The sequence below is a fragment of the Leifsonia sp. AG29 genome, from assembly GCF_009765225.1.
Taxonomy (GTDB): domain Bacteria; phylum Actinomycetota; class Actinomycetes; order Actinomycetales; family Microbacteriaceae; genus Leifsonia.
On sequence record NZ_VMSF01000001.1, the window covers coordinates 861971 to 881863 of the forward strand.

Here is a 19893-nt window from a genome sequence, read left to right on the forward strand (position 1 = left end):
TTACGCCATATTTCGGATGCGTTGCCGCTCTGCGGGCGCGAGTTTAGCCTTCAGGGACAGCGGTGGCAGCCGCTCCCACCAACCCGACGACCACCCACCGAAGGACTGACGCCATGACCGACGCCGCCGACTGGCAGTTCGAGACCAAGCAGATCCACTCGGGCGCTGCGCCCGACCCGGTCACGAACGCCCGGGCCACCCCGATCTACCAGACCACCTCCTACGTGTTCAACAACGCCGAGCACGCGAAGAACCTCTTCGCGCTCGCCGAGTTCGGCAACATCTACACCCGCATCCAGAACCCGACGCAGGCCGTCGTGGAGGAGCGGGTCGCGGCTCTCGAGGGCGGCACCGGCGCTCTCCTCGTGGCCTCCGGCCAGGCGGCGGAGACCTTCGCCGTTCTGAACATCGCGCAGGCCGGAGACCACATCGTCTCCTCCAGCTCCATCTACGGCGGCACGTACAACCTCTTCAAGTACACGCTCGCCAAGCTCGGCATCGAGACGACGTTCGTCGAGAACCAGGACGACCCGGAGGAGTGGCGCCGCGCGGTCCGCCCCAACACGAAGCTGTTCTTCGCGGAGACCATCGGCAACCCGAAGATCAACATCCTCGACATCCGGCTGGTCGCCGACGTGGCGCACGAGTCCGGGGTGCCGCTGATCGTCGACAACACGATCGCGACGCCGTACCTGATCCGCCCGTTCGAGCACGGCGCCGACATCGTGGTCCACTCCGCGACCAAGTTCCTCGGCGGCCACGGCACGGTCATCGGCGGCATCATCGTCGACGGCGGCCGCTTCGAGTGGTCGAAGAACGTCGAGCGGTTCCCGGGCCTCACCGAGCCGGACCCGTCGTACCACGGGGCCAGCTACACGGCCGCGGTCGGCGACGGCCTCGCGTACATCATCAAGGCCCGGGTCCAGCTCCTCCGCGACCTCGGCTCGGCCATCGCGCCGGCGAGCGCCTGGCAGCTCATCCAGGGCATCGAGACGCTCTCGCTGCGCGTCGAGCGCCACACCCAGAACGCCCAGGAGATCGCCGAGTTCCTCGAGGGCCACCCCGACGTCGCCTCGGTGAACTACTCGGGCCTCCCGACGAGCCCCTGGTACGCCGCCGCGAACACCTACGCCCCCAAGGGCGTCGGCGCGGTGCTCTCGTTCGAGCTCAAGGGCGGAGTGGACGCCGGTCGAGCGCTGGTCGACAACCTGTCGCTGTTCAGCCACCTGGCCAACATCGGCGACGTGCGGAGCCTGGTGATCCACCCGGCCTCGACGACGCACTCGCAGCTCACCCCCGAGCAGCAGCTGACCGCCGGCGTCACGCCGGGCCTCGTCCGTCTCTCGGTCGGGCTCGAGAACGTCGACGACCTCAAGGCCGACCTCACGGCGGGTCTCGAGGCGGCGCGCTCGGTCGTGGAGGCCGCCCGCGCCTGAGCGGGGCTCAGGAGGACGTGCCGGCCTCGACGCAGCTGCGAAGCAGCTCGACGGCCTGCCGTCCTTCCGCCACCGTGAACGTCTGATGCTCGCCGGCCCGGTGCCGGACCACCCGGTCGAGGAGGTCCGCGTGCTCGGGCCAGCGGCCCGCGGCGAACGCGGCGGCCTGCGTCTTGCTGATCACCTCGCCGGTCTCGATGGCCGCGAGCAGCCGAGCCGGCCCCAGAGCGATCCACTGGACGGTCTGGGGCCGGACCGGCGACTCGGCGGCGCGGGAGGCCAGCTCCTCCTCCACGGCGTCGCCGATCGGACTCCAGTACTCGCGGAGATTCTGCCGCGAGTGCGCGACGAGGCCCTGGGGCGTCCCCGGGTGCCTGTCGGAGGTCGGGGACCAGATCACGTCCCCGCCGTCGACGATGCCCTGCACCCCCGTCTCGAGCTCGCGCCAGGTCATCCAGGTCAGCTGGCCGCCCTCCAGGGCGGAGACGAGGACCCCCTCCATGGTCTGCGGGGCCGTCTGCACCGTCTCCGGTCCTTTGGCCAGCTGCGACTCGGTGAGGTAGACGCCGTCGATGCGCGGCTCGGTCCTCGCGTGGAGGTCGGCGAGCGCCTCCAGGTCGTCCTGGGGATCACGCGTGACGACGAACACCACGTCGATGTCGCTGGTGCCGTCGCGCCAGTCGCCGCGGACGGCCGAACCGGTCACGATGGCCCGGGCCACGAGACCGGGGGCCACCCTCCGCTGCTGGAGCAGGAACGAGGTGAGCGCCTCCGAGACGGCTGCGGGCAGAACGGCGTCCATGTGCGTCACCTTTCGTCGGTGATCCGGCTGTCACCAATATCCGACTCCGCGTCCGCAAAGGCCAGCCTCGGGACGAAGAACAGGAGGATCGCCGCCGCCAGCGCGCCGAGGCCGCAGATCGTCCACACGAGCATGTAGCCGAAGAGGCTCGCCGCTGTCGCTGTGACCGCCGCCGCACCGGTCAGGAGCACCACGCCGAACACCGCGGAGGCGAACGAGCCGCCGATGGTCTTCGTCGTGTTCGTCATGGCCGTGGCCACGCCGGTCTGGCCGCGTGGAGCCGCCGCTGCCGCTGCGGCGGGGAGGGCACCCACGAGCGCCCCCGATCCGGCGCCCGCGATCACCATGTTGACGACGACCTGCCAGGTCTCCTGGTGGAAGGGGAGGAACAGGAGGTACCCGATGGCGACGAGGAAGGACGCGCCGATCAGTGTCAGCCTCGGGGACAGCCGCGCCGAGACGACCGGGAAGAGGATCGCGCCGACGATCATCGAGAGCAGGTACGCCCCGATGAGGATGCTGCGCTGGCCCGCCGAGAGGCCGAGACCGTAGCCGTTGACCGGATCGGTGCCCGCGTACGTGCTCAGCGGCGCCTGGGCGCCGAGCAGGCTGATGCCGATGAGGCCGGCGGTGACCTGGACCGGCCACAGGGAGGGGCGGCGCAGCACGCGCAGATCGATCGCGGGGTCCGGCTGCCGCAGCTCCCACAGCCCGAACGGCAGGAGCGCGAGGACCCCGGCTGCGATCAGCGCCCAGACCCACCAGGTGCCGACGCCGTCGATCCGCAGGAACGTCAGGCCGGAGGTGATCAGCAGCAGGGCGATGGCGAGCAGCACGAATCCGATGCCGTCCAGGCCGCGCCCCGGCAGCGGCTCGGACTCCGGCACGCCGAACAGGATCGCGAAGAAGACGAGGGTGACGGCGATCGCCGGGATGGTGAGCGTGAGCGGCACGCTGCCGCCCAGCGCGCCGAACAGGATGCCCGCGGCCACCGCTCCGAGGATCGCGCCGAACTCGAGCGCGACGACGAGAGTGCCGGCGGCGCGTCTCGTCTGCGACGCGGCGAAGCCTCCCCGCCGCCCGCGGTCGAAGATGAGCGCCACCTCCAGCGGCAGCCAGACCACGTAGAAGCCCTGCAGGGCGAAGGCCACGAGGTAGGTCGTGAAGTCGCCGGCGAAGACCAGCGCCCAGCTCGAGACGGCTGTGAGGGCTGTCGCGACGAGGAGGATCCGCTTGTGCCCGAACATGTCGCCGAGCTTCGCGAGCACGGGGAGGACGAGCGCCGACAGGAGGAGCTGGGCGGCCTCGAACCAGTTGTAGTCCGCGTCGTGGATGCCGAGGTGCTTGACGATGTCGGAGATCAGCGGGACGTAGTATCCCTGCAGGATGCCGCTGGTGAGCTCGACCAGCGCGAGCCAGCCGATGAGCGCGGCCGAGACGCCGATCGCCGAGGCGCTCCGTCGCGTGCCGACCGTCTTCTGCGAGGTCATGGCCGGATGCTAACACCGCGCCGCCCCCGGTACGGTAGACGGATGGGCAGCGGACTCGACGATTCTGGAACCGGGGTTCTCGCGGAGGCGGAACGGGAGGTGCTCGGCTGGCTGGAGTTCGGCGAGGCGGCCCGGCATCTCGCCGGTGATGTGGTCGAGTCGGGCTTCGAGCCCGACATGGTCGTCGCGATCGCGCGCGGCGGTCTGCTGCTCGCCGGTGCGATCTCGTACGCGCTCGGGATCAAGGCCTGCGGCGCGCTCAACGTGGAGTTCTACACGGGCGTCGACGAGCGCCTCCCCGAGCCCGTCGTCCTTCCGCCGATGCTCGACTCGTCGGCGCTCGAAGCGAAGCGCGTGCTGCTCGTCGACGACGTCTCCGACTCCGGCCGCACCCTGGCCATGGTCGTCGATCTCATCGCGGCCTCCGGCGCGGACGTGCGGACCGTGTGCCTGTATTCCAAGCCGCGGACGGTGCTCGAGCCGGACTTCGTCTGGCGGCGCACCGACCGCTGGATCACGTTCCCGTGGTCGGCGCTCCCGCCGGTCACCTCCGCCACGCACTGAGCCGTGGCGAAGACGCTCGACGAGCTCGCCGCCGACGGCCTGATGGACCCGGGCTGGGCCGCCGCGCTGCAGCCGGTGGCCGGCCGGATCGCGGCCATGGGCGAGTTCCTGCGCGCCGAGGTGGAGGCGGGACGCGGCTACCTCCCCGCCGGCGGCACCGTGCTGCGTGCGTTCCAGGCGCCGCTTGCCGACGTGCGCGTGCTCATCGTCGGCCAGGACCCGTACCCGACGCCGGGCCACCCCATCGGCCTGTCGTTCGCGGTCGAGCGGCACGTGCGGCCGCTGCCGAAGAGCCTCCAGAACATCTATCGCGAGCTCCGGGACGATCTCGGGGTCGCGCCTCCACCGCACGGCGATCTGAGCGCCTGGTCGCGGAACGGCGTCATGCTGCTCAACCGGGTGCTGACCGTGCGCCCCGGCGAGCCCGCCTCGCACCGCGGCAAGGGCTGGGAGGCGGTCACCGAGCACGCGATCCGGTGCCTCGTCGAGCGGGGGCGCCCCTTCGTGTCGATCCTGTGGGGGAGGGACGCCGCCACGCTCAAGCCGCTCCTCGACGGCAACCCCGTCATCGAGTCGCCGCACCCGAGCCCGCTCTCGGCGTCGCGCGGGTTCTTCGGGTCGAAGCCCTTCTCGCGGGCGAACTCGCTGCTCGAACGCGCCGGCGAGAAGCCGGTCGACTGGACTCTCGAACCGTAACGCCCCCGCAATCTGGGCGACGTAGTCTGGAGTGGTGCTTGAAGAGGAATACCAGGAGCGCCGCGTCCTCCCGCGGCACCTCCGCAAGCCCGCGCCCGCGGAAACGCCGTTCGACTACGCCATCCGCGAGGCGCGGCCGGAGGACCTCCCGCACATCCGCGAGATCTACAACCACTACGTCGCGAACAGCACCGTGACGTTCGACGAGGACGCGATGACGCTTCGCGAGTGGAAGAGCAAGTACGCGTATCTCAAGAAGCTCGGCATGCCGTTCATCGTGGCCGAGTCGCCGACCGGGCAGATCCTCGGCTACGCGCTCGTCTCGCCGTGGAAGCAGAAGCGCGCGTACCGCTTCACGGTGGAGAACTCGATCTACCTGGGCGCCGCCTCCACCGGCAAGGGCCTCGGCCCGGTGCTGATGCAGGAGCTCATCGACCGCTCGAAGGCCGCCGGCCTCAAGGAGATGATCGCGGTCATCGCCGACAAGGGTGCGGAGGCGTCGATCAAGATGCACGAGAACTTCGGCTTCCAGGAGATCGGCCGCATGGGCCGCGTCGGTTACAAGTTCGACCGGTGGCTCGGCACCGTGCTGCTGCAGAAGTCCCTCAAGTAGCACGCCTCGGCGCTAGGCTCTGCCGCGTGAGCACTGTCTCGTCCCGCGACACGGCCACGGGTTCCGCCGCCGCGCGGCCCGTCAACCTCCCGCTGCGCAAGCGCGGGTGGGACATCTTCTTCATCGTGATGTTCTCGCTGTTCAGCATCACGTGCATCATCAGCGATGCCATCCCGACGCTCGGGATCCCGCAGACCGCGACGACGACCAACATCCTCGCGCAGTGGAACTACACCTACTCGTCGCAGTACGACCCGCTCTACCAGCACGAGGCCCTGTGGCTGCGGTTCATCACCGGGACGAGCGCGTTCGTGTATCTGCCCTTCTACATCCTGCTCATCGTGTGCCTCGTGAAGGGCTTCAATTGGATCCAGCTCTTCGCGGTCATCTACGCGACCATGATCATCAGCCTCACCGCGATCCCGATCTTCGGCGTCGAGTTCTTCGGCCCGGTGGGGGAGCGAACGCCCAACCCCGTCGTCTTCCTGCTCTACAACGGGCCGTACGTGCTGGTGCCGTTGCTGCTCCTGATCCGCATGCGAAAGCCGCTGCCGTTCACACGGAGGTTCTGAGATGCCGCTGCTGGAAGACCTGACCGTCTACGACGACGGCGACCGCTACGACGTGTACGACCATTCCTTCCTGGACGAGGACGAGCCGCTCGGGCGCGGTCGGCTGCTCGGGGCGATCACGGTCACGCCGGAAGGCGAGTACGTGCCCTCCGGCGAAGGCGCGATCTACGGGTACCTCGCGCCCGCGCGCACGCTGGACGAGGCGCTGGGCGCGTTCGTCGGTTCCGCTTAGGCGGGGAGTCGCGGAGCCTCCTTTTTATCGAGTCCACGAAGACTCGACGGTCGGCGCCACGTGTCGGTTCGATAACGGCGGACTCGATGACGGGGGCCATGAGGTAGCCTCGCGTCACGCGCTCATGCGCATATGAACCGGGGGGAATATGAACGTGTCCAGGACAGGGAGCCTCGCGGCTGGCGCCCTGGTGCTCATCGCCGTTCTGACTGGGTGTGCCGCGCCCGCCGCGAGCGGCGGTGCGCCGACACCTGCGGCGACCTCCGCTCCTCCGTCGGCCACCCCGACGGTGGAGGCGGCCCCGAGCCCGCGGGTGCCGGCCTCGTGCGATGAGATCGTGCCGCCGTCTGCTCGTGACTCGGCCGCGGGCGTCCACGTCGAGACAGCCAGCGACCTCCCGGGCGGCATCAGCCCTCTTGCGTATTCGGACCGCCGGGCCGGTGCGCTGGTCTGCAGCTGGGCGGCCGCCGCGCCCGACCCAGCGACCCCCTGGCTCCGGCCGGCGGTGTGGGTGGGGGTGCTCCCGGGCTCGAACCCCGACGCCTTCGCCGCTGTCCGAGGCGAATGGGGCATCGACGGCACGCCGGACCCGTTCTTCTCCTGCCCGGACTTCAACAAGGCCACGTGCGTGTTCGGAGGGACATCCGGGGAGTACCAGTGGCTCGGCAGCGTGTCGACGGGAGGGCCCGCCGCCGGCCGCGACAGCGCTCAGGCGGTGGCGGACTCCGTACGCTCCGCGGTGACGCGACTCCGCTCCCCGGCGCCGCTGTGGGAGCCGCAGGGCGGCAGCCTCAAGGGCGTCACGTCGCCCGACGGATTCCTGCCGCTCGACCGGCTGGAGGCGATCGTCGGTGACGGCGCACTCCGCGCCGTGAAATCCGAGGGCGGAGAGTACCTGGTCTCCACGCTCGGGTCCTCCGCGCTCGTCGGCGGCTACTGGGCCTCCTTCGCGGACCATAACGGCGACGGGCTGGGGATCGCGGTCCTCCCCGGCGGCGCGTTCGGGTTCGACGACCGGCAGGCGCACCCCATCCCGGGCACGACCGGCGTCCACGCGGTCGATGTCGGCGACAGCGCGGTCATCTCCGTGCCCGGCTCGACGGTGCCGGGCGACGCGGGCCCGGGAAAGGCCAGAGTGCTCGACGTGAAGGTCCGGAACAGCTGGGTGCAGGTTGACTCCACGACCCTGGGTGACGACAAGCTCATCGAGGTCGCCCGCGCCGTCATCGACAACCTGTCGTGAACGGAATGACGGAGACAAGCCGGGACTAGCCTGGGGCGATGGCCGACCTTCACGAGCTGACGGCGCTCGACCTCTGGCAGGAGCTTCAGTCGGGGCGCGTGTCGCCGCGCGAGGTCGCAGCGCACTACCTCGACCGCATCGACCGGTTGAACCCTCGACTCGGAGCGTTCGTCACGGTCACGCCTGAGCACGCGCTCGCCCGGGCGGCCTTCGTCGAGCAGTCCGTGCCGAAGACCGCCCCGCTCTGGGGGCTGCCGTCGGGCGACAAGGATCTCTGGCATCGAGCCGGGGTGCGGACGGGTTTCGGGTCACGCAGCGTGGTCGACCTCGTGCCCGAGGTCTCCGACGAGCTCGTCGAGACGCTGGACGAAGCCGGGGCGGTCAGCCTCGGCAAGACGAATGCGCCCGAGTTCGGGCTTCCGGCGTACACCGAGTCGCTGGCAGCGCCTCCCGCCCGCAACCCGTGGGACCTGCGGCTGGGCGCCGGCGGGTCGAGCGGAGGCGCCGCGGTCGCCGTGGCTGCCGGCATGCTGCCCTTCGCGCCCGGCTCCGATGGGGGCGGCAGCGTCCGCATTCCCGCCGCAGCCTGCGGGCTGGTGGGCTTGAAGCCCACCCGGGGCCTCGTGCCGGCCGGAAGCGGCGTCGACTCGCTGGCGGGGCTCGTCGTGGCGGGTCCGCTCGCTCGCACCACGGCAGATGCGGCGCTTCTCCTCGACGGCATGATCGCTCGCCGCAACGGCCGGATCGACCACCACTACACGCTCCGGGCGCCCTACGAGGACGACGGGCCGTTCCTCGGAACGGCTGTGCGAGGGGAGGGTCGCTTCCAGCTCGGCGTGATGACCACCTCCGCCTGGGACGGCGCGTACGAGATCACGATCGCTCCGGAGGCGCGGGTCGCCCTCGACACCGCCGTCGACGCGTTCGCGGCGATCGGGCACGGCATCGAGGAGACGGCCCTCGAGCCCGACGACACCTATGCGCCCGCATTCCGCACGATCTGGCAGGCAGGCGCCGCCCGCATCCCGGCTGAGGGTGAGCAGCTGGACCTCCTCGAGCCGCTGACCGCGTGGCTCGTCGGGCGCGGACGCGAACTCAGCGCACGGCAGCTGAGCGAGGCGCTGAGCGCCCTCACCGCGTACGAACGGTCGTTCATCCGCCAGCTGTCGTCGTTCGACGCCGTGCTCACGCCGGCGATGGCGCTCACCCCGCGCCCGGTCGGCTGGTACGACCAGGAGGACGGCGAGCGCAACTTCGAGCAGCAGGTGCAGTACACGCCGTTCACGTCGATGCTCAACGTGACCGGGCTCCCCGCGATCGTGCTGCCGGTCTCGCAGACGGCGGACGGCCTCCCGATGGGCGTCCAGCTGATCGGGCGCCCGGGAGGCGAGCGCACCCTCCTGTCACTGGCCGCTCAGCTCGAGCGGCGCATCCGCTGGCAGGACAGGCGGCCGCCCGTCTGGTGAGTCCTCGGCCGCGCCGTCAGCGGCCCGCCGCGTACCCCTGGGCGCCTCGCGGGTTCGCGGCAGCGGTCAGCACGCCCGTCTTCGGGTCGCGGCCGACCGCCGAGAGCCGCCCGAGCGTCCAGTCGCCGGCCCGCGTGACGACGTGGCCGCGCGCCTCGAGACCCGCGATGACCTCGTCGCCGAGCCGGTCCTCCACGACCGCTCCGGCCGGCTCCCAGGTGCGCGGCCAGAACGAGCCGGCCATCGACGTGCTGTGGAGGGTCGGCGCGTCGATCGCCTGCTGCGGGGTGTAGCCGCCCACGATCGTCCGGAGCAGGTACGGCAGCTGCCACAGGTCCTGCTGGTCGCCTCCCGGCGAGCCCAGAGCGGCCACCGGGGCGCCGTCGCGGAGCACCAGGGTCGGCGTGAGCGTCGTGCGCGGGCGCCGACCCGGCGTGAGCGTGGAGGCGGACCCCTCCTCGAGCCAGGTCATCTGGAGGCGGCTGCCGAGGCAGAAGCCGAGTGCCGGGATCGTCGGAGACGACTGCAGCCAGCCGCCCGACGGCGTCGCCGCGACGATATTGCCCCAGCGGTCGACCACGTCGAGGTGGCAGGTGTCGCCCCGGGTCTCGCCGCTGCGATCGACGGTCGGCTCGCCCACGCCCGCTGTCGCCGAGCCGCCAGGAGGGGTGTACTCCACGCGAAGAGGCGGGAGGAACGGCTCGACGCCGGGTATGGAGCCCGGCCGGTGCTCGGTGGAGGCGCCGTCGGAGATCAGCGCACGTCGCTCCGCCGCGTACTCGGGGGTGAGGAGGTGCTCGAGGGGAACCTGCGCATCGCCGTAGTAGGCGTCGCGGTCGGCATAGGCGAGCTTCTGCGCCTCCAGGATCGTATGGGCGCCGAGCTCGGTCGAGGGGTCGAGGCGCTCATCGTCGAAGCCATCGAGGATCGCCAGTGTCTGCAGCAGCGCGGGGCCCTGACCCCACGCACCGGACTTCGCGATCGTGCAGCCGCGGAACTCGAGCGTCACCGCGGGCTCGACGTGGGCGCGGTACGCGGCGAAGTCGTCCTCGGTGATGACGCCCGCGTGGTCCGTGCCCGGTGAGTGCCGGTGCGGCCGCCGCAGGAAGGCGGACGCCTCCTTCGCGACGCGTCCGGTCGCCCACTCGCTGCGCGCCGCTTCGATCCGCGCCTCGCGCGTGGCGGCGCCGTCTCCCGCGGCGACCAGCTCGCGGAGCACGGCGGCGTAGGCGGGATTGCGGATCAGCTCGCCCGGCTCCGGCACCCGGCCGCCGGGCATCCAGAGCTCGGCCGAACTCGGCCAGTGCTCCAGGAAGAGGTCGGCGACCGCCGCGATGGTGCGGCACACCCGCTCGAGCACCGGGTGGCCGTCCTCCGCGTAGCCGATGGCGAACGCGAGCACGTCGCCGAGCTCCCAGGTGCCGTGCTCCTTCAGGAGGAGCAGCCATGCGTCGACCGCGCCCGGCACGGCGGCCGCCAGAGCGCCGGAGCCGGGGACCAGCTCGAGGCCCTCGGCCAGATAATGCTCGCGCGTCGCAGCGGCAGGTGCCGGGCCTTGCCCCGAGAGAACCGTCGGGGAGGGGTCGGCCGCGGTCGCGAAGATCGCCACCAGGTCCCCGCCCGGCCCGTTGAGGTGCGGCTCGACGACATGAAGCACGAAGGCGGCCGCCACCGCCGCGTCGAACGCGTTCCCGCCGCGCTCGAGGACGGCCTGCGCGCTCGCCGTGGCGAGCCAGTGCGTGGAGGCGGACATCCCGAACGTGCCCTCGAGCGTCGGACGGGTGGTGAAGGCGGGCGGGGGAGTGAACGTCACGCCGCCCACGCTACCCGCGCGCTCCGCGCCTCCCGCCGGCTCGCCCGTGCTCGTCTCCGGGCGGTCAGCTCACCGGGCCGGTGTACTTCTCGCCCGGGCCCTTGCCGATCTCGTCCGGGATGGTCGAGGCCTCGCGGAAGGCCAGCTGGAGCGACCGGAGACCGTCGCGCAGGCTGCGCGCGTGCTGGTCGCCGATGTGCTGCGCGCTCGCCGTAACGAGCCCGGCGAGGGCGTCGATCAGCTTGCGCGCCTCATCGAGATCCGTCTGGCGCTCCGGGTCGTCGGCGAGGCCGACCTTGACGGCCGCGGCGCTCATCAGGTGCACCGCGGTGGTCGTGATCACCTCGACCGCCGGCACCTCCGCGATGTCGCGGACGGCGTCCGCGACGCCCTCCTCGTCGTAGTACTGATCGCCGGACTCGGCGGAAGTGTCGCTCACTGCATTCCTCTGCTAGAATCATTCGGGCTCCGGGAGTTCTCTCCCGGTACGAAAGTGGAGATTCCTCCCACCCGCGCTTGACCGTTTTACAGGTTACCGGGTCGTTGCACTCCGCCACCGCGTGCGAACGCGGTGGTAGCCAGGGTGCTGTACCAGGCCTGCGATCGTGGATCGCAGGCCGTGCTGGTGCGTGGAACCTCCTCTTTCGCCGAGTCGTCACCGACGACCCGGGCTCGAAAGCATCGCTCGATCAGAGGAGACAGACATCAGCGATCCCCGTACGAATGACCGTATCCGCGTCCCCGAAGTACGACTCGTCGGCCCCAGCGGAGAGCAGGTCGGCGTCGTCAAGATCGAGGTCGCACTGCGACTCGCTCAGGAGGCCGACCTCGACCTGGTCGAAGTCGCGCCCAACTCCAAGCCGCCGGTCGCCAAGATCATGGACTACGGCAAGTTCAAGTACGAGGCTGCGCAGAAGGCCAAGGAGGCCCGGCGCAACCAGGCGAACACGATCCTCAAAGAGGTCCGGTTCCGTCTCAAGATCGACAAGCACGACTACGAGACCAAGCGCAAGCGCGCCGAGGGCTTCCTCAAGGCGGGCGACAAGGTGAAGGCCATGATCCTCTTCCGGGGCCGCGAGCAGTCGCGCCCGGAGCAGGGCGTCCGCCTCCTCGGTCGCTTCGCGGAGGACGTCGCCGAGTTCGGCCAGGTGGAGTCCAACCCCACCATCGACGGCCGCAACATGGTGATGATCATCAGCCCGCTCAAGAACAAGTCCGAGGCCAAGCAAGAGGCCAACGCACACCGTGCCGCCACCAAGGCGCGCGCCCAGGGGCGCGACCAGGAGGCGGTTGCTGACGCAGACGACACTGCTCAGTCCGACAAGAGTTCGCCCGCCCAGGCGACGAACGAGGAGAAGTAATGCCCAAGCAGAAGTCCCACTCCGGCGCCAAGAAGCGCTTCAAGATCACCGGCAGCGGCAAGGTCATGAAGCAGCAGTCCGGCATGCGCCACAACCTCGAGGTCAAGTCCAGCAGCCGCAAGCGCCGCCTGAACGCCGAGCAGGTCGTGCCCGAGGTGGACGCCAAGGTCATCCGCCGGATGCTCGGCAAGTAATCGACTCGACAGCACGTAAGGAAATCGACTAATGGCAAGAGTGAAGAGGGCTGTCAACGCCCACAAGAAGCGTCGGGTCATCCTCGAGCGCGCCGAGGGCTACCGCGGTCAGCGGTCGCGTCTCTACCGCAAGGCCAAGGAGCAGGTCACCCACTCCCTCGTCTACGCGTACCGCGACCGCCGCCAGAAGAAGGGCGACTTCCGTCGTCTCTGGATCCAGCGGATCAACGCGGCGAGCCGCGCCAACGGCCTGACCTACAACCGCTTCATCCAGGGCCTGGGCCTGGCGGGCGTCGAGGTCGACCGTCGCATCCTCGCCGACCTGGCCGTGACCGAGCCCGCGACCTTCGCGGCCCTCGTCGAGACCGCCAAGAAGGCGCTCCCGGCCGACACCTCCGCCCCCAAGGCGGACGCCGCGGCGTAATCGCCGACACACCTCCGGACGGCCCGGTCGACCTCGCGTCGGCCGGGCCGTCCGTCGTACCCCGCCGACGGTGGACCGCTCGCTCCACCTTCGGATCGTGGCCGGCGCACCCCTAAGCTGGTCCCATGCTGGACAACCCGCGCTCACCGCGCGTCAGGGCCGTCGCCAAGCTGGCCAAGCGCGCCGCGCGCGCAGAGACGGGACTCTTCCTCCTGGAGGGACCGCAGGCCGTCGCCGAAGCGCTGTCGTACCGTCCGGAGCTCCTCGTCGAGCTGTACGCGACGCCGACGGCGCTCGAGCGGTACGCGGACATCGCGCAGACGGCCGTCGAAGCCGGCGTCGACGTCGAGTTCGTGACCGAGCAGGTGCTCGACGCCATGGCCGACACGGTGACGCCGCAGGGCTTCGTCGCCGTCTGCCGGCAGTTCCCGACCTCCATCCGCGACATCTTCACCTCCGCACCCCGGCTCGTCGCCGTCCTGGAGGAGGTGCGCGACCCCGGCAACGCCGGAACCATCATCCGTGCAGCCGACTCTGCGGGGGCGGACGCCGTCGTGCTGTCCGGCCGCACGGTCGATCTCTACAACCCGAAGGTGGTGCGCTCGACCACCGGGTCGCTGTTCCACATCCCCGTCGCGGTCGGAGCCGACCTCGGCGATGTCGTGGGCCGGGCCCACTCGGCCGGGCTCCAGGTGCTCGCCGCCGACATCAAAGGGGAGGATCTCCTCGCCGCCCGCCGCGACGGCCAGCTGGAGCACCCCACCGCGTGGGTCTTCGGCAACGAGGCCCGCGGCCTGGCCGACGAGCTGCTGGAATTGGTCGACCGCGTCGTCACCGTGCCCATCTACGGCAGTGCCGAGTCGATGAACCTCGCCACCGCCGCCTCCGTGTGCCTCTACGAGTCCGCGTTCGCGCAGCGGTCTGCGGCGCTCATCGAGCAGGGGGCCGCCGACTAGACTGGGTCACCGTGTCAGATACCACGGAGATCACCGAATCCGCGGTCGAGGCGGCCGTCGCCGCCGCGCTCGCAGCGATCGACGCCGCCCACGATTCCGCCGCGCTCAAGACGGTCCGCCACGACCACACGGCAGAGGGCTCGGCGCTCGCCCGGCTGAACGCCGCGATCCGCGACCTGCCCGGCGACCGCAAGGCCGCGGCCGGAAAGCTGGTCGGCGGTGCCCGGGCGCGCGTGAACCAGGCGTTCGCCGCCAAGGAGGCGAGCATCGCCGAGGCCGAGGAGGCCGCCCAGCTCGCCGCCGAGACCGTCGACGTGACCGCGCTGCCGAGCCGCTGGACGCCCGGCGCCCGGCACCCGCTGAGCCTCCTCCAGGAGCGCATCGCCGACATCTTCATCGGCATGGGCTGGGAGGTCGCGGAGGGTCCCGAGCTCGAGAGCGAGTGGTACAACTTCGACGCGCTCAACTTCGACGCCGATCACCCGGCGCGCGCCATGCAGGACACCTTCTTCGTCGAGCCGACCGACTCGCACCTCGTCCTCCGCACCCACACCTCCCCGGTCCAGTTGCGGGCGCTCCTCGGCGACGACCTCCCGGTGTACCGGATCGCGCCGGGACGGGTGTTCCGGACCGACGAGTTCGACGCCACCCACCTCCCCGTCTTCCACCAGACCGAGGGCATTGCCGTCGACAAGGGCCTGACGATGGCGCACCTGCGCGGCACGCTCGACCACTTCGTGAAGACCCTGTTCGGGCCGGAGGCGAAGGTGCGCCTCCGCCCGAACTACTTCCCGTTCACCGAGCCGAGCGCCGAGCTCGACCTCTGGCACCCGACCTTCGCCGGAGGCGCGCGCTGGATCGAGTGGGGCGGCTGCGGGATGGTGAACCCGAACGTGCTCCGGAGCGCGGGCATCGACCCCGACGTGTACTCGGGCTTCGCGTTCGGGATGGGCGTCGAGCGGGCGCTGATGTTCCGCAACGACGTCAAAGACATGCGCGACATGGCCGAGGGCGATGTCCGCTTCTCCCAGCAGTTCGGAATGGTGGTCTGATGCGCGTCCCTCTCAGCTGGCTCGGCGAGTACGTCGACCTGGAGCCCGGCACCACGGCCGAGGAGGTGCACGCCGCCCTCGTGTCCGTCGGGCTCGAGGAGGAGGACGTGCACACCTTCGAGATCGCGGGCCCGGTCGTGGTCGGGCAGGTGCTCTCCTTCGAGGAGGAGCCCCAGAGCAACGGCAAGACCATCCGCTGGTGCCAGGTCCGCGTCGCCCCCGAGGGCGAGAAGGCGGCCGACGGCGGCGAGGACGTCCGCGGCATCGTCTGCGGCGCCCGCAACTTCTTCGCCGGCGACAAGGTCGTCGTGACACTGCCGGGCTCGGTGCTTCCCGGCCCGTTCCCGATCGCCGCCCGCAAGACGTACGGCCACGTGTCCGACGGCATGATCGCCTCCGCCCGGGAGCTCGGCCTCGGCGACGACCACGCGGGCATCCTCCGCCTGTCGACGCTCGGCCTCGACCCGGAGGTCGGCACGGACGCGGTCTCGCTGCTCGGGCTCGACGACACCGCGGTGGAGGTCAACGTCACGCCGGACCGCGGCTACGCGTTCTCCATCCGCGGCATCGCCCGCGAGTACTCGCACGCGACCGGTGCCGCCTTCCGCGACCCGGCCGCCGCCGTCGGGCTGTACCCGGCGGGCGAGCACGCCAAGGGCTTCAGCGTCGGCATCGACGATCGTGCGCCCATCCGCGGCCGGGTCGGTGCCACGGTCTTCGTGACCCGTGTCGTCCGCGACGTCGACGGCTCCCGGCCGACGCCGGCCTGGATGGTCGCCCGGCTGAAGCTCGCCGGGATCCGGTCGATCTCCCTCGTCGTCGACATCACGAACTACGTCATGCTCGAGCTCGGCCAGCCCATCCACGGCTACGACCTCGACAAGCTCGCGGGAGGCATCGTCGTGCGCCGAGCGCACGCGGGCGAGACGCTCGTGACGCTCGACGACCAGACCCGCACCCTCGACGGGGAGGACCTCCTCATCACGGACGAGTCCGGGGCCATCGGCCTCGCGGGCGTCATGGGCGGTGCCGCGACCGAGATCGGGCCGGAGACGCGCAACGTGCTGGTCGAGGCGGCCAACTTCGATCCCGTGTCTATCGCGCGGACCGCTCGCCGCCACAAGCTGCCGAGCGAGGCGTCGAAGCGCTTCGAGCGCGGAGTCGACCCCCGGGTCGCCGTCGCGGCGGCTGCCCGCGTCGTCCAGCTGCTCGAGCAGCTGGCCGGGGGCAAGGCGGACGAGCTCGGGTCGTTCCACGACGCGTCCGACGAGGTCGAGCCGATCCGCCTGCCCGAGGGGTACATCCCGGGGCTCATCGGCGTCGACTTCACCGACGACGAGGTCCGCGACGCGCTGGCGGAGATCGGAGGCGCCCTCACGGAGGAGCCGGGTGCCCTGCTGGTCACCCCGCCCAGCTGGCGTCCCGACCTCCGCGACAAGTCCGATCTCGCCGAAGAGGTGGCCCGCATCGTGGGTTACGACCGCATCCCCTCGGTGCTGCCGGTCGCGCCTCCCGGGCGCGGCCTGACCCGTGCGCAACGCCTCCGCCGTTCGGTCTCGCAGATGCTCGCCGACAACGGGTCCACCGAGGTCTTGTCGTTCCCGTTCGTCAGCGAGCACGACAACGACCTGTTCGGTGCGGCCGAGCCGGGCGGCGTCCGCGCGGTGAAGCTGGCCAACGCCCTCGACGCGACGGCGCCGTACCTGCGCACCTCCCTCCTCCCCGGGCTGGTCGATGCGGCCAAGCGCAACCTGGCCCGCGGCCTGGTCGACCTGTCGCTGTACGAGACCGGCACGGTGTTCCTCCCCGGTGACGGCGCGCTCGGCTCGGCCGAGCTGCCCGTCGGGGCCGAGCTCCCCTCCGAGGCGACGCTCGCGGCGCTCAACGCCGGCATCCCGCACCAGCCGCGGCACCTGGCAGGTCTGGTGCTCGGCAACCGGCTCGAGAAGCAGCCGGGCGTGCCGCCCGTGGCCGCCGGCCTGTCCGACGCGCTCGACCTGGTGCGCCAGGCGGCCTCGGCGGTGGGCGCGGAGGTGCGCTTCGTCCAGGGGCGCCATCAAGCCCTCCACCCGGGCCGCACGGCGCTGGTCGTCGCGACCGGCGCCGACGGCTCCGAGACCACGGTGGGCTTCGCGGGCGAGCTGCTGCCGGCCCTCGCGGCGGAACTCGACCTGCCGCGCGTCGTCGCGGTGTTCGAGCTCGACCTCGATCTGCTCCTCGACATCGCTCCGACCGAGGTCGTGGCGCGGGTCATCGCGGGCTTGCCCGCCGCCACGCAGGACCTCTCCCTGGTCGTCCCGGCGGACGTGCCGGCCGGAGACGTGCTACGGGCCGTTCGGGACGGCGCCGGCGCCCTGCTCGAGGACATCCGTCTCGTCGACGACTATCGCGGGGCCGGGATCGCCGCCGGCAGCAAGAGCCTGACCTTCGCGCTGCGGTTCCGCGCGGAGGACCGCACGCTGACGGCGGCCGAGGCGAGCGAGGCGAAGCTCGCCGGTGCGGCCCGGGCGGGAGAGCTCTTCGGCGCCGCGATCCGGGAGTGAGGGAGGTGCGCCGGGCGATTTGGCGGCGCACCGGGGAGGAGCGCTAGGGTTGACCCATGCTTTCCGTCCGGCGCATCACCGACCCGCGCGCGGCTCTCGCCGCCCGCGCTCTGCGCCGACGCCTGCGCGACCGCCGAAGCTAGGCGGCGCTCGGGCGATCCTTCACGAGGATCGACGTGGGTGCCGCCGTCGCCGAGGCCCCTGTCGTCCACTCGAAAAGGAACAAGCATGACACTCTCGGTCGCCGTCGCCGGCGCCTCCGGATACGCGGGCGGAGAGCTGCTGCGCATCCTCGCCGGCCACCCGGAGTTCGAGATCCGCACCGTCACCGCGCACCAGAACGCGGGCCAGCCGCTGATCGCGCACCAGCCGCACCTCCGTTCGCTCGCGCACCTGACCCTCTCGGAGAGCACCCCGGAGAACCTCGCGGGGCACGACGTCGTCTTCCTGGCGCTCCCGCACGGCAAGTCGGGCGAGATCGCCGCGCAGCTTCCGGACGACACGCTCGTCGTCGACTGCGGGGCCGATCACCGCCTCGAGAGCGACGCCGACTGGGCGGCCTTCTACGGCGGCGCCTACTTCGGATCATGGGCCTACGGCGTTCCGGAGTTGCCCCTCCTGCGCGACGGAGCGACCCGGAAGCAGCGCGAGCGGCTGGTCGGCGCCAAGCGCATCGCCGCCCCCGGCTGCAACGCCAGTGCCGTCTCCCTGGCGCTCGCACCCGGCATCAGCTCAGGGCTGATCGAGGAGGAGGACCTCGTCGCCGTGCTGGCGGTCGGCCCTTCGGGAGCGGGGAAGTCGCTCAAGACCATGTACCTGGCGAGTGAGATCCTCGGCTCGGCGAACCCGTACGCGGTCGGCGGCACCCACCGGCACATCCCCGAGATCCAGCAGAACCTCCGCAAGGCCGGAGCGGTCTCGCCGACCCTGTCCTTCACCCCGGTGCTCGTGCCCATGGCCCGCGGAATCCTGGCCACCTCCACAGCCCGGGTGAAGCCGGGAGTCACCGCCGAACAGGTGCAGGCGGCGTGGGAGGCGGCGTATGCAGGCGAGCCGTTCGTCCAGGTGCTGCCCGCGGGTCAGGTGCCGCGGACGGCCGACGTCCTCGGCGCGAACACCGTGCTCATCGGCGTCGCCCTCGACGAGGCCGTGGGGCGCGTGGTGACGGTGCTCGCCATCGACAATCTGTACAAGGGAACCGCCGGCGCGGCCGTCCAGTCCGCGAACATCGCGCTCGGGCTCGACGAGATCGCCGGCCTGAGCGTGGACGGAGTAGCGCCGTGAGCGTGACAGCCGCACAGGGATTCACGGCCGCCGGCGTGGTCGCGGGCCTCAAGTCGACCGGGAGGCGCGACATCGCGCTGGTGCAGAACCTGGGTCCGTCGAACGCCGCCGCGGCCGTCTTCACCACGAACCGGTGCAAGGCCAACCCGGTGCTCTGGAGCGAGCGCGTCATCCAGGACGGGGTCGTGACGGCCATCGTCCTGAACTCGGGGGGCGCCAACTGCTACACCGGCGCTCAGGGCTTCCAGACCACCCACGCCACGGCGGAGGCGGTCGCCGACCGGCTCGGGACCTCGGCGGGCGACGTCCTCGTCTGCTCCACCGGGCTCATCGGGGAGCAGCTCCCGCTCGACAAGCTCCTGGCCGGGGTCGAGGCCGCGGCAGCTGCGCTCGATCCGGAGGGCGGTCTCGACGCCGCCGAGGCGATCATGACGACCGACACCCGCCCGAAGGAGGCTCTCCACCGCTCCCCGGAGGGCTGGACGGTCGGCGGCATGGCGAAGGGCGCCGGAATGCTCGCCCCGGGCCTCGCCACCATGCTCGTGGTGCTGACGACCGATGCCGAGCTCGACTCCGAGGCCCTCGACCGCGCGCTCCGGGCGGCGACCCGGGTGACCTTCGACCGGCTCGACTCCGACGGCTGCATGTCGACCAACGACACGGTGGCCCTGCTGGGGTCGGGTGCGAGCGGCGTCGTGCCGGACGAGGCGGAGTTCGCGCTCGCCCTCACCGCGGTCTGCCGGAGCCTCGCCGAGCAGCTGCAGGCGGACGCCGAGGGCGCGTCGCACGATGTCGCGATCGCGGTGGTGGGCGCCGCCACCGAGGAGGACGCGGTCGTCGTCGGCCGGGCCGTCTCGCGAAGCAACCTGTTCAAGGCGGCCATTTTCGGCAACGACCCCAACTGGGGCCGGGTGCTCGCCGCCGTCGGCACCACCGACGCGGCCTTCGACCCGTACGGCATCGACGTCGCGATCAACGGCGTCCAGGTGTGCACCGCGGGGGAGCCGGACCAGCCGCGCGACCTCGTCGACCTGACGCCGCGAGCGGTCCACGTGCTGATCGACCTCCACGCGGGGAGCGAGACGGCCACCATCCTGACCAACGACCTGACGCACGACTACGTCCACGAGAACAGTGCCTACTCCAGCTGAG

The 19893-nt window shown here is 71.2% G+C and carries 20 protein-coding genes; 16 read left to right on the top strand and 4 right to left on the bottom strand.

Features of this window, described 5'->3' with window-relative positions; genetic code table 11:
* Positions 1-113 precede the first annotated feature (113 nt).
* Entirely contained in the window at positions 114-1436 is a 1323-nt protein-coding gene (locus FPT20_RS04180; protein ID WP_158862886.1) for a bifunctional o-acetylhomoserine/o-acetylserine sulfhydrylase, read from the top strand.
* A gap of 7 nt (positions 1437-1443) precedes the next feature.
* Here the strand turns inward: FPT20_RS04180 and FPT20_RS04185 are convergent, their stop codons facing one another.
* The gene (locus tag FPT20_RS04185) at positions 1444-2238 is read right to left on the bottom strand and encodes a nucleotidyltransferase domain-containing protein (RefSeq protein ID WP_158862888.1); all 795 of its coding nucleotides are present in this window, start codon (positions 2236-2238) and stop codon (positions 1444-1446) included.
* A 5-nt stretch (positions 2239-2243) separates the two neighbouring features.
* Positions 2244-3728, bottom strand: coding sequence for an MFS transporter (locus FPT20_RS04190; protein ID WP_158862890.1), 1485 nt, complete (start codon positions 3726-3728; stop codon positions 2244-2246).
* Between the two features lie 42 nt (positions 3729-3770).
* Here FPT20_RS04190 and FPT20_RS04195 point away from each other — a divergent pair, with 42 nt between their 5' ends.
* The 7 genes from FPT20_RS04195 (at position 3771) to FPT20_RS04225 (ending at position 9114) form a co-directional block, all read left to right on the top strand.
* Positions 3771-4292, top strand: coding sequence for a phosphoribosyltransferase (locus tag FPT20_RS04195; protein WP_158862892.1), 522 nt, complete (start codon positions 3771-3773; stop codon positions 4290-4292).
* A gap of 3 nt (positions 4293-4295) precedes the next feature.
* On the top strand, positions 4296-4988 hold the full coding sequence (locus FPT20_RS04200; protein WP_158862894.1) for a uracil-DNA glycosylase: 693 nt from the start codon (positions 4296-4298) through the stop codon (positions 4986-4988).
* 34 nt (positions 4989-5022) lie between these two features.
* Positions 5023-5601, top strand: a complete 579-nt coding sequence (locus FPT20_RS04205; RefSeq protein ID WP_158862896.1) for a GNAT family N-acetyltransferase — start codon at positions 5023-5025, stop codon at positions 5599-5601.
* 26 nt (positions 5602-5627) lie between these two features.
* Positions 5628-6173, top strand: a complete 546-nt coding sequence (locus FPT20_RS04210; RefSeq protein ID WP_158862898.1) for a DUF2781 domain-containing protein — start codon at positions 5628-5630, stop codon at positions 6171-6173.
* Between the two features lies 1 nt (position 6174).
* The gene (locus FPT20_RS04215; protein WP_158862900.1) at positions 6175-6405 is read left to right on the top strand and encodes a hypothetical protein; all 231 of its coding nucleotides are present in this window, start codon (positions 6175-6177) and stop codon (positions 6403-6405) included.
* 337 nt (positions 6406-6742) lie between these two features.
* Positions 6743-7648 (top strand): hypothetical protein, encoded by a 906-nt coding sequence (locus tag FPT20_RS04220; protein ID WP_158862902.1) that lies wholly within the window; start codon positions 6743-6745, stop codon positions 7646-7648.
* Positions 7649-7686: 38 nt separating this feature from the next.
* Positions 7687-9114 carry an amidase gene (locus tag FPT20_RS04225; protein ID WP_158862904.1) on the top strand — a complete coding sequence of 476 codons (1428 nt, stop codon included), beginning with the start codon at positions 7687-7689 and terminating at the stop codon, positions 9112-9114.
* A gap of 16 nt (positions 9115-9130) precedes the next feature.
* Here the strand turns inward: FPT20_RS04225 and FPT20_RS04230 are convergent, their stop codons facing one another.
* Together FPT20_RS04230 and FPT20_RS04235 are read right to left on the bottom strand one after the other, a co-directional pair.
* Positions 9131-10927 carry a gamma-glutamyltransferase family protein gene (locus FPT20_RS04230; protein ID WP_158862905.1) on the bottom strand — a complete coding sequence of 599 codons (1797 nt, stop codon included), beginning with the start codon at positions 10925-10927 and terminating at the stop codon, positions 9131-9133.
* Between the two features lie 64 nt (positions 10928-10991).
* A complete protein-coding gene (locus FPT20_RS04235) occupies positions 10992-11366 on the bottom strand; it encodes a DUF1844 domain-containing protein (RefSeq protein WP_158862907.1) in 375 nt (124 codons plus the stop codon).
* Positions 11367-11607: 241 nt separating this feature from the next.
* Here FPT20_RS04235 and infC point away from each other — a divergent pair, with 241 nt between their 5' ends.
* The 8 genes from infC to argJ all read left to right on the top strand — a co-directional run bounded on the left by infC (position 11608) and on the right by argJ (position 19892).
* A complete protein-coding gene (gene infC, locus FPT20_RS04240) occupies positions 11608-12288 on the top strand; it encodes a translation initiation factor IF-3 (protein ID WP_442786500.1) in 681 nt (226 codons plus the stop codon).
* Positions 12288-12482, top strand: a complete 195-nt coding sequence (gene rpmI, locus FPT20_RS04245) for a 50S ribosomal protein L35 (protein WP_158862909.1) — start codon at positions 12288-12290, stop codon at positions 12480-12482. The genes infC and rpmI overlap by 1 nt, the downstream gene beginning before the upstream one ends.
* Before the next feature lie 31 nt (positions 12483-12513).
* A complete protein-coding gene (gene rplT / locus FPT20_RS04250; RefSeq protein WP_158862911.1) occupies positions 12514-12906 on the top strand; it encodes a 50S ribosomal protein L20 in 393 nt (130 codons plus the stop codon).
* A 125-nt stretch (positions 12907-13031) separates the two neighbouring features.
* Positions 13032-13862: a TrmH family RNA methyltransferase gene (locus tag FPT20_RS04255; RefSeq protein ID WP_158862913.1), complete on the top strand. Its 831-nt coding sequence runs from the start codon at positions 13032-13034 to the stop codon at positions 13860-13862.
* Positions 13863-13873: 11 nt separating this feature from the next.
* On the top strand, positions 13874-14914 hold the full coding sequence (gene pheS / locus FPT20_RS04260) for a phenylalanine--tRNA ligase subunit alpha (protein WP_158862915.1): 1041 nt from the start codon (positions 13874-13876) through the stop codon (positions 14912-14914).
* The gene (pheT, locus tag FPT20_RS04265) at positions 14914-17457 is read left to right on the top strand and encodes a phenylalanine--tRNA ligase subunit beta (RefSeq protein ID WP_158862917.1); all 2544 of its coding nucleotides are present in this window, start codon (positions 14914-14916) and stop codon (positions 17455-17457) included. Before pheS ends, pheT begins: the two co-directional genes overlap by 1 nt.
* A gap of 228 nt (positions 17458-17685) precedes the next feature.
* A complete protein-coding gene (gene argC / locus FPT20_RS04270; RefSeq protein WP_158862919.1) occupies positions 17686-18741 on the top strand; it encodes an N-acetyl-gamma-glutamyl-phosphate reductase in 1056 nt (351 codons plus the stop codon).
* Entirely contained in the window at positions 18738-19892 is a 1155-nt protein-coding gene (gene argJ, locus FPT20_RS04275; protein WP_158862921.1) for a bifunctional glutamate N-acetyltransferase/amino-acid acetyltransferase ArgJ, read from the top strand. The genes argC and argJ overlap by 4 nt, the downstream gene beginning before the upstream one ends.
* The last annotated feature ends 1 nt before the right edge of the window (position 19893 follow it).

Bases quoted from the DNA above. Each gene is read 5' to 3' on its own strand.
- FPT20_RS04255 (WP_158862913.1), top strand. From the start codon at position 13,032: ATGCTGGACAACCCGCGCTCACCGCGCGTCAGGGCCGTCGCCAAGCTG.
- FPT20_RS04185 (WP_158862888.1), bottom strand. From the start codon at position 2,238: ATGGACGCCGTTCTGCCCGCAGCCGTCTCGGAGGCGCTCACCTCGTTC.
- argC (WP_158862919.1), top strand. From the start codon at position 17,686: ATGACACTCTCGGTCGCCGTCGCCGGCGCCTCCGGATACGCGGGCGGA.
- FPT20_RS04195 (WP_158862892.1), top strand. From the start codon at position 3,771: ATGGGCAGCGGACTCGACGATTCTGGAACCGGGGTTCTCGCGGAGGCG.
- rplT (WP_158862911.1), top strand. From the start codon at position 12,514: ATGGCAAGAGTGAAGAGGGCTGTCAACGCCCACAAGAAGCGTCGGGTC.
- FPT20_RS04225 (WP_158862904.1), top strand. From the start codon at position 7,687: ATGGCCGACCTTCACGAGCTGACGGCGCTCGACCTCTGGCAGGAGCTT.
- FPT20_RS04190 (WP_158862890.1), bottom strand. From the start codon at position 3,728: ATGACCTCGCAGAAGACGGTCGGCACGCGACGGAGCGCCTCGGCGATC.
- FPT20_RS04215 (WP_158862900.1), top strand. From the start codon at position 6,175: ATGCCGCTGCTGGAAGACCTGACCGTCTACGACGACGGCGACCGCTAC.
- rpmI (WP_158862909.1), top strand. From the start codon at position 12,288: ATGCCCAAGCAGAAGTCCCACTCCGGCGCCAAGAAGCGCTTCAAGATC.
- pheT (WP_158862917.1), top strand. From the start codon at position 14,914: ATGCGCGTCCCTCTCAGCTGGCTCGGCGAGTACGTCGACCTGGAGCCC.
- FPT20_RS04180 (WP_158862886.1), top strand. From the start codon at position 114: ATGACCGACGCCGCCGACTGGCAGTTCGAGACCAAGCAGATCCACTCG.